At 49.2% G+C, this 7,743-nt stretch carries 8 protein-coding genes; 6 read left to right on the forward strand and 2 right to left on the reverse strand.

Annotated features, from left to right (window positions below; genetic code table 11):
- Nucleotides 1-132 precede the first annotated feature (132 nt).
- On the reverse strand, nt 133-1,530 hold the full coding sequence (locus tag NT002_10375; protein ID MCX6829669.1) for an MFS transporter: 1,398 nt from the start codon (nt 1,528-1,530) through the stop codon (nt 133-135).
- A 394-nt stretch (nt 1,531-1,924) separates the two neighbouring features.
- On the opposite strand from NT002_10375, the gene NT002_10380 reads away from it, so the two are divergent.
- The 3 genes from NT002_10380 to NT002_10390 all read left to right on the forward strand — a co-directional run bounded on the left by NT002_10380 (nt 1,925) and on the right by NT002_10390 (nt 3,533).
- Nucleotides 1,925-2,779: an SPFH domain-containing protein gene (locus NT002_10380; GenBank protein MCX6829670.1), complete on the forward strand. Its 855-nt coding sequence runs from the start codon at nt 1,925-1,927 to the stop codon at nt 2,777-2,779.
- Nucleotides 2,780-2,781: 2 nt separating this feature from the next.
- Nucleotides 2,782-2,961, forward strand: coding sequence for an Arc family DNA binding domain-containing protein (locus NT002_10385; protein MCX6829671.1), 180 nt, complete (start codon nt 2,782-2,784; stop codon nt 2,959-2,961).
- A 77-nt stretch (nt 2,962-3,038) separates the two neighbouring features.
- The gene (locus NT002_10390) at nt 3,039-3,533 is read left to right on the forward strand and encodes a hypothetical protein (GenBank protein ID MCX6829672.1); all 495 of its coding nucleotides are present in this window, start codon (nt 3,039-3,041) and stop codon (nt 3,531-3,533) included.
- Between the two features lie 20 nt (nt 3,534-3,553).
- Here the strand turns inward: NT002_10390 and NT002_10395 are convergent, their stop codons facing one another.
- Complete coding sequence (locus NT002_10395) at nt 3,554-4,306, reverse strand: methyltransferase domain-containing protein (GenBank protein MCX6829673.1); 753 nt, start codon at nt 4,304-4,306, stop codon at nt 3,554-3,556.
- A 122-nt stretch (nt 4,307-4,428) separates the two neighbouring features.
- Between NT002_10395 and NT002_10400 the strand changes: the two genes are divergently transcribed.
- The 3 genes from NT002_10400 to NT002_10410 all read left to right on the forward strand — a co-directional run.
- The gene (locus tag NT002_10400; GenBank protein MCX6829674.1) at nt 4,429-6,537 is read left to right on the forward strand and encodes an oligopeptide transporter, OPT family; all 2,109 of its coding nucleotides are present in this window, start codon (nt 4,429-4,431) and stop codon (nt 6,535-6,537) included.
- A gap of 248 nt (nt 6,538-6,785) precedes the next feature.
- Nucleotides 6,786-7,415 (forward strand): sigma-70 family RNA polymerase sigma factor, encoded by a 630-nt coding sequence (locus NT002_10405; GenBank protein MCX6829675.1) that lies wholly within the window; start codon nt 6,786-6,788, stop codon nt 7,413-7,415.
- Between the two features lie 97 nt (nt 7,416-7,512).
- A partial coding sequence (locus NT002_10410; GenBank protein MCX6829676.1) for a heavy metal-associated domain-containing protein occupies nt 7,513-7,743 on the forward strand: 231 nt, incomplete at its 3' end.

Consider the following 7,743-nt stretch of genomic DNA (forward strand, 5'->3'; position numbering starts at 1 on the left):
TCATTTCAATACCAATTTTAATACAGATGTTCTCCACCAGCACTGAATTTAATTCATCAGAGGTTTTAAGACAAGTTATTTTTTGGAAATCAGGTCGAAAATTCACCTTTCGCGTAAGTCCCGGCACCAGTCTCATTTGCCACTATTCGTCCGGTTCATCTTGCCGCGCGCCAGTGAGGCGAATATCCCGCCAAAACTCAATACGGCAAAAAGGATGAATGAAATTCTCATGCTGAGCAGGAACTGACCGGTGTTGTCCGGCCCAATATCCGCTTTCCCCATAAGCAGCGAGATCGCCATCATAACCGTCCCCATCGAAAACATCATCCCCATCTGCCTCATGGTGCTGAGCGTGGCGCTGGCAACACCGTAAACCGGCCGTTCCACCGAACTCATTATGGCATTGGTGTTGGGCGAAGAAAAAAGTGCAAATCCAAAACCGAGAATTATCATGCAAATCACTATATACCACAGCGGGGTGGCAGTACCAAGAAACGCCAACATGACCAGCCCCAGAAGAGTCCCAATCATTCCTAATGAGGCCAGCGTGCGCGGTTCATGCTTGTCGGATAGCCGCCCGGTCAGCGGTGAGAATACAGCCTGCACGAAAGGCTGTGCGACCAATATCAAACCGGCCGCCTGTGGCGAAAGAGCTTTCACCTTCTGTAAATAAAGGCTCAAAAGAAAACCCACCGCAAAAGTGGCCGCATAGCTAATCAGCGCCGCCAGGTTGGAGAAAGCAAAAACTGTGTTGCGCCGGAAAAGATCAATATTGACAATCGGATGAATAACGCGCTTCTCAAAATAAATGAAGAAGACAAGCCCTATCAGTCCAACTACTGCAATCAGGCCGGATATCGCCGAGGGCAGTGTCGAAAAGCCATACATGGCGGCAATGAGCGCTAACCCCAGAATTGCCGAGCCGGTCAGGTCAAATTTCTGACCATGCGCCTCGGCCCAGTCTCCTTTTAGGAGAAGGAAAGTCACCGCCAGAAGAATCAGGCCTAAGGGAACGTTGAGCCAGAAAATGAACCGCCATCCCAACTGCTGGGTGATAAAACCTCCTAGAAACGGGCCGGCTGAAAGACCGAAATAGACCGCTGCCGTTGTGATTCCCAGGGCACGCCCCCGCTCGGTCGTTGGGACAACCGAGATTAATATTGGTATCATTGTGGCAAATATCATCGCCGAGGCGCACCCCTGAATGACTCGACAAATAATCATCGTAGCGATTGAATGGGAACTGGCAATGAGAACCGAGGAGATTAAAAGCAGCAGCAGTCCCAATATGAATATCCTTTTGCGGCCATAAATATCCCCCAGCCGGCCGAACGGTATTAAAAATGTTGCCGCCGCCAGCAGAAAAGCAGTGTTCATCCATCCAAGCACGGCCGGACCCATGGAGAATTCTTGGCCGATCGAGGGCAGAGCAACGTTGAGCGAGGATGACATAAACGGCCCCAGAAAAGAGGTCAGCGTGGCGACAACAATCGCAGCATTCTTGGAGGTGCGCGGTGTATTAGTGTTCATATAACAAAACTTACGCCAGGTAGGGTCGTGATGAAATGACACAGGCTCTTCATAATTGGCAAATATACAGAAATTATTCGCGATACTCCGCAGTAATGATTGACAGTCCCGCACCTTTTGCATAGTCCGGCTGCAGAGATCATTCCCGGCCAAAAGGATCTCGCAAAACTGCCAATATCGGCGCTAAAATCATGATAGTTGTCAGCGGGCAATATCTATTTTGCCGGAAGAATAGGTTACGCACAGTTATCAATGTTACCGTAAATGATTGAATGACAACAATATAAATAAATATTATCGACCCGGTCAATTTTTCTGAAAAAAAACTCTTGACTTTTCTGGTAATTATCCGATATCTTAATAATATCATAATGATATCACAGGAGGAAGTATGATAAAAGAACGTGAACTGAAAGTCATTACTGGTTGGGTGCCACTGGCCTTGTTGATTCTTGCGCTAGCAGGACTGATTTACTGGGCCGCTATCGCCATTGAACTGACCAAGATCGTACCGGCAATATTGATTTTATTCGATCTATTCTTGCTCGGCGGATTGTTTATGGTCAACCCCAATGAGGGGCGTGTCCTGCAGTTGTTCGGCAAATATGTCGGCACGGCGCGCATGGAGGGATTGCGCTGGGCCAATCCGCTCTATGCCAAAAGGCGAATTTCTTTAAGAGTGCGTAATTTCGAAACCAATCGCCTCAAGGTGAATGATATCGATGGGAATCCGATCGAAATTGCGGCGATTGTGGTTTGGAAAGTAGTCGATACCGCCGAGGCGACTTTTCAGGTGGATAACTACGAAAATTTCGTGAAGATACAGAGTGAATCGGCAGTGAGAAATCTCGCTACCCAACATCCGTACGATTCACATACCGAAAACCGGGTATCCTTGCGCGGTCATACCGGCACTATTGCCGAGCAACTGAAAACCGAAATTCACGAGCGGCTGGCCCAGGCCGGGGTAGAGGTTATTGAGGCGCGCATCAGTCATCTGGCTTATGCACCGGAAATAGCCGAGGCGATGTTACGTCGCCAACAGGCCGGTGCCGTTGTAGCGGCCCGTCAGTTGATTGTGGAGGGTGCGGTCGGGATGGTGGAAATGGCGCTGGAGCAACTCGCCAAAAAGAATATTATTGAGCTGGATCATGAAAAGAAGGCGGCGATGGTGTCCAACCTTCTGGTGGTCCTCTGCGGCGAGAGCGCCAGTCAGCCGGTCATTAACACCGGAACCTTGTATCAATAATTGTGGCGGAACGTAAGTCATTTCTTCTTCGGGTGGACGGGGGAATTCTCGCCCGGATGCAGAAGTGGGCCGATGACGAACTGCGGAGCCTGAATGGCCAGATAGAATATCTTCTGCGGAAAGCGTTGCGCGAGGCGGGCCGGATTTCGGAACCGGAAAGGAAAAAGGAACCGCCCGAATAAAAGATTGATGTTCCAAATTGGATAATTGGAAAATTCCAATCGGCGAGTTATAATATTGAGCGAGATACGGAGAACGTATGAATTATGGAGCACATATAGCCATCGCCGCCGCGGCGGCCAAAAAAAGACAAAATGAGGAGGAAGAAGATATGGCAGGTTACAATAAGGAAGATCTGGAGGGTTGGGAATTCAAGATCGTCCGCTCCACCACGGGGAGGTTTAAAGACTACCAGCGCGTTCAGGATGTGTGCCAGGAGGAGGCCAAGGCCGGGTGGGAGATGGTTGAGAAGTTTGACAATTATCGCATCAGGTTCAAGCGACGGGTGGAAAGACGCAGCAGCGATTCACAGATCGGAATCGATCCCTACCGCACCAATGTCGGTATGGGTGAAGGGACTATTGCTGTTGTCGTAATCAGTGTTGTGCTCGTCCTGATAGCGGCCGGCCTTCTGGTCTCTCTGTTAGTCGAAAAGGGAAAGTTACAGACCAGAGAACTGGGTGTCGTTTTGCCTTTTGTGATAATCGTTCTGGCTGCGATAGCGATTGTTGTTGCCCGGCTTCGGCATCGGTAGAAAAGTCACGTCTATATCGACTATCTCTTTTTGGGCTTGGTCCCGATAATGAACATCATTCGATGATCGCGGCTGATCGGCTCCTCTTTCGTTGTGCCGTATCCTTCGATATCTGCAAAACCGGCCTTTTCGAGCATCCGAACTAACTCATGATAGGAATAAACCCGTATGGTGACTTCATAGGAGGACTCACCGCTATCCTTGATAAAATGCCAGATTCCTTTGCTTCGCGAGGTTCGGTAGTCAAAGCTCCTTTCTTCCAAAATCTTGATTTTGCCGACACGGGACCAGTCGTTAGGAGAAAAATTAGTTATGATCCAATCTCGGTTTATCAGATGCAGCATGAACCTGCCGCCCGGCTTGAGCGCCTGATAAATCTTCCTGATTACCAGAAAATCATCGCTTTCCTTTTCAAAATACCCGAAAGAGGTCCAGAGATTTCCGGCGGCCTCAAACTGGTTTTTGAAATTTATTTTGCGCATATCCAGATGATGTAAATCGACTTTCAGTTTTCGGCGCTCCGCTGTCTTTTTGAACTCCTCCAGATATGAAACCGTAATATCGACACCGGTCACTCTTATTCCCCTCTGTGCCAGGGGAAGAGAAATTCTGCCGATTCCGCAGGGACAGTCAAGAAACTTTGAACCCGGCTTCAGGTCCAATTTCTTGATAATAAAGCGCACCTGATTCATCGTATCCGCTGATTTCATATCAAACAGGGGGCGCAAATCGTCGAAAATATTTTCCCACCATGCGGTGCCTTTTGCCGCCATATTTTACCTCTTTGTTGAGATTTGCAACCGCTAATTTAACAAATAATATATCATTTGTCCATTCCCTTTCGATTTTGTATATTAGCCCAACATATTGACCATCAAGTTTGAGGATAATGGCCATGTCGCAGTCAGATTTTAAACCCTATGTCTCTCCCTATGAAACCCAGAGAGAATTTACTCTTCGCGCCGTTTTGTTAGGAGCCTTTCTGGGGATTGTTTTTGCCGCATCTTCAGTCTATCTCGCGCTGAAAGTCGGCATGACCGTCAGCGCCTCCATACCGATTGCAGTGCTGTCGATAACTCTCTTCCGAGTCTTCGGAAAAGCCACTATTCTCGAAAATAACATCGTGCAAACCACCGGTTCGGCCGGTGAGTCGATCGCTTTCGGTGTCGCCACGACCATGCCGGTCTTTGTTCTCCTCGGCATGGAAATGGAGCTTATGCCCATTCTTACCATGTCTCTCTTGGGAGGTATACTCGGCGTTCTGATGATGATACCTCTGCGGCAGGGTCTGATTGTCAAAGAGCACGGCAAGCTTGCCTATCCCGAGGGAACCGCCTGCGCCGATGTCTTGATTGTCGGTGAAAAGGGGGGCACGACCGCCAAAACTGTCTTTATGGGATTCGGCATTGGCGCCGTATACAAACTCTGCAATGCCGGATTTCGTTTCTGGGAGGAAATCCCGAATCGTCTCCTCAAGTTTTTCAAAGGAGCCTCGGTGGCCGCCGAAATTTCCCCCGAACTGCTCGGGGTCGGCTATATCATCGGCCCCAGAGTGGCGGCCAATATGATGGCCGGCGGAACACTGGCTTTTCTGATTTTGATTCCGGCCATTAAGATTTTCGGCGAGAATCTGCCCAATGTGATGTTCCCGGCGAACATCTTGATTCGCGATATGTCGCCCAGTGATGTTCGCAATGCTTATATCCTATATATCGGCGCCGGTGCCGTGGCAACCGGCGGTATTATCAGCCTTCTTAAATCATTCCCGACCATTATCTCCGCCTTCCGAAGAGGTTTCCGCACTTTTCTGGATTCGCGTCGGAGCGAGGGAGTCAAGGAAAAGCCGTTGCGAACCGACCAGGACCTTCCTCTCTGGATAGTGGTCTTCGGCTCCATCGGCCTTGTAATAGCTATCTGGCTGGCTCCCATAATCCATATCAATGCCGTCGCCGCCGTATTGATAGTACTGTTCGGCTTTTTCTTTGTCACCGTATCAAGCCGTATAACCGGTGAAATCGGGTCATCGTCGAATCCGATTTCCGGGATGACTGTTGCCACCCTGCTGATAACCTGTCTGCTTTTTCTGGCGGTGGGATGGACCGGCGTCTCTTTCCGCGCGATGGCCCTCTCGACCGCGGCGATCGTCTGCATTGCGGCCTCGAACGGCGGAACGATCAGTCAGGACTTGAAAACAGGTTTCCTGGTAGGCGCCACCCCCAGACTTCAGCAGATTGCAATCACTATCGGAGTCGTTACCAGCGCTTTGGTTATCGGCTGGATTGTCATCGCGCTGAATAACGCTTATACTACCGTAGTCCCGAGACAATATCCCGACTATACGGCCGTCATGCCGACTGATGCACCGACCAAGAAAGGTCCGGACGGAAATCTGTATCGCGTTCATTACGTTCAGGAGCAAACCGGATTTGTTATGACCGGCAAGTATCTGGTTAATGACAGCAACAAGATCGCCTATTTGGTTGATCCCGGGATTGCCGGAACCGTTTCCGAAGTGGACGGCAAACCGGTCACCAAGCTCGATTCGCCCAAAGCCCGTTTGTTTAGCCTGATCATTGACGGCATTCTTACCCGGAAACTCCCCTGGGGATTGGTTCTCATTGGTGTCTTTCTGGCTCTGGTGATGGAATTGGTCGGGGTCTCATCGTTGCCTTTTGCGGTCGGCCTTTATCTGCCGTTGTCCAGTTCCACCCCGATCATGGCCGGAGGTATTGTCCGCGCCATTGTTGATAGAAAGAGGAAGTCCTCGGCGTCGGAGGCGGAATTTTCGCCGGGAGTGCTGTTATCCTCCGGATTTATCGCCGGCGGGGCGATTATGGGCGTGGGCCTTTCGGCTTTGACCGGTGCGGAGTACGATAAATATATCGATTTCTCCTCGGTCACAGGTTTTCTGGCTCACACCGATTGGTTTGCGATGATACCGTTTCTTGCGCTCATGTTCATTCTCTATCGCATAGGAATTTCCAAGAACAATAATAAGGCTTAATTGAAATAATCTAATTCTGAATTGCTGAATGGCAGGAACTCGCCCCGGCGAGCTTCTGCCATTCAGTTTTGTAGTTCTAGGGGCAATCTATTGAGATGGCGTAGATAACCGGGAAGAGAGCAAGTGGGGTGGATCCCAAATAAAATTAATCTTTACTTTTTTTTGGAACCGGGCAAGATTTGCCTTGTTTAATAGATAAAAATATACTAATATTGTCTATAATGTCTTAAATGGACTGAGAGGCAAACATGAGAACCGCAGCAGCCAAACCGAATCTTTCTTATAAAGAAGACGACAACCACTTTGAATTGGAAACAAAAGGAATTGTCGCCCGGATCAAGAACGGCGATAAGACAGCCTTTGCGGAGCTGGTTCGGCTTTATCGCAACCAAGTGGCCTCGCTGGCTTATAGAATGGTTGGCGATTACGATGAGGCGGCCGATATCACGCAGAATGTTTTTGTCAAGACCAGCCGGAATATCTGGCGTTATGATGAAAGCAAGAAGTTCTATACCTGGCTTTATCGTATCACGGTCAACGCCTCAATAGATTATATGCGCAAGCATCACCGCTATCACCATGAATCTCTGGATAACATCCCGGAAAAGGCGGATGATAATCACGACACGCCGGAACTTTCATTTCAGAAGGGGCAGATTCGCCAGTATATAAATGAAGCGGCCGGGTCGCTTAACGACAAGCAGCGGTCGGCCTTTATGCTTCGCGACGTTGATGGGTGTCATATCGATGATGTTGCCAGCATAATGAATATGCCGGAGGCGACTGTACGCTGGTATTTGCATCGGGCGCGGGCCAAAATCAGAAAAGAGCTTCTTAAAAAGTGCCCGCAGCTTTTGATGACGCTCGGTTTTAAATAGAAAACCGTCGATTTCCTCAGACCCAAAGGGTTTCACATAGGGGCAAAATACGGTTGCTTTTTTGCCGATTTAACCCATTATAGTTATGGCAAGTATTATGGAACGGACAAAAAAGCTCAATCTCACCATTGGCGGCATGAAATGTGCCTCCTGCGCCGCCGGTATTGAAAAAGGGCTGAGCGCCCTTCAGGGAGTCAAAATCGCCCAGGTCAATTATGCGATGGGAACGGCGGCGGTCAATTTTGAGCCGTACAAGGTTGATGAGAAATCTATCCTGAAATCAATCATGAATCTGGGATACTCCCCTCATTTAGCGGAAAACGGTGAG

It is taken from the genome of Candidatus Zixiibacteriota bacterium (genome assembly GCA_026397505.1).
Classification (GTDB): domain Bacteria; phylum Zixibacteria; class MSB-5A5; order GN15; family PGXB01; genus JAPLUR01.

Bases quoted from the DNA above. Each gene is read 5' to 3' on its own strand.
- NT002_10400 (MCX6829674.1), top strand. From the start codon at position 4,429: ATGTCGCAGTCAGATTTTAAACCCTATGTCTCTCCCTATGAAACCCAG.
- NT002_10390 (MCX6829672.1), top strand. From the start codon at position 3,039: ATGAATTATGGAGCACATATAGCCATCGCCGCCGCGGCGGCCAAAAAA.
- NT002_10375 (MCX6829669.1), bottom strand. From the start codon at position 1,530: ATGAACACTAATACACCGCGCACCTCCAAGAATGCTGCGATTGTTGTC.
- NT002_10395 (MCX6829673.1), bottom strand. From the start codon at position 4,306: ATGGCGGCAAAAGGCACCGCATGGTGGGAAAATATTTTCGACGATTTG.
- NT002_10405 (MCX6829675.1), top strand. From the start codon at position 6,786: ATGAGAACCGCAGCAGCCAAACCGAATCTTTCTTATAAAGAAGACGAC.